The sequence below is a fragment of the Nonomuraea sp. 3N208 genome, assembly GCF_052245935.1.
Classification (GTDB): domain Bacteria; phylum Actinomycetota; class Actinomycetes; order Streptosporangiales; family Streptosporangiaceae; genus Nonomuraea.
Map to the genome: position 1 here is coordinate 1 of NZ_JBQQBR010000178.1, position 871 is coordinate 871.

Below are 871 nucleotides of genomic sequence, written 5' to 3' on the forward strand. Positions count from 1 at the left end.
TTTCGGACCACCTCTCAGGAGGACATAGCGTGACCTCTGTCCTAGAAGCCCAGGGACTGGGCAGGAAGTACGGCAAGCGCTGGGCGCTGCGCGAGTGCACCATCGACATCCCGGCGGGCCACGTCGTGGGGTTGGTGGGACCCAACGGAGCCGGCAAGACGACGCTGCTAAAGCTGGCCTGCGGTCAGCTGGAGCCGACGGCGGGCGGCATCACCGTGCTCGGCGGGCGGCCCGGGGGCACGCCCGCGCAGCTGGCCAGGGTCGGGTTCGTCGCCCAGGACACCCCCGTCTACGCGGGACTGACCGTCGCCGAACACCTACGGTTGGGAGCACGGCTCAACCCTCGCTGGGACGCCACCAGGGCGCGGGAGCGTATCGCGCAACTCGGTCTCGTGCCCACGCAACGGGCGGGCAAGCTGTCCGGCGGGCAGCGCGCCCAGCTCGCCCTCACCTTAGGCCTGGCCAAGCGGCCCGAGCTGCTGATCCTGGACGAGCCCGTGGCCTCGCTCGACCCGCTGGCCCGCCGCGAGTTCCTGCAGGGACTGATGGAGGCCACCGTCGAGCACGAGTTCAGCGTCGTGCTCTCCTCCCACCTGGTCTCCGACCTGGAACGGGTCTGCGACTTCCTGATCGTCCTCGTCGACTCGCGCGTGGAGGTGGCCGGGGAGGTCGACAAGCTGCTGGCCACCCATCACCGGCTCACCGGCCCGCGCCGCGATCCCGATCGGCTCCCCGCCGACCAGCACGTCATCTCCGCCAGCCACACCGACCGGCAGAGCACGTACGTGATCCGTACCGACGCCCCGATCCACGACCCCGCCTGGACGGTCACCCAGCTCAGCCTGGAGGACCTCGTCCTGGCCTACATGGA

The 871-nt window shown here is 70.4% G+C and carries 1 protein-coding gene; it reads left to right on the top strand.

From position 1 onward, the window contains the following. Positions 1–29: 29 nt before the first annotated feature. The coding region (locus ACTWPT_RS60110; RefSeq protein WP_443186498.1) for an ABC transporter ATP-binding protein at positions 30–871 on the top strand (842 nt) is incomplete at its 3' end.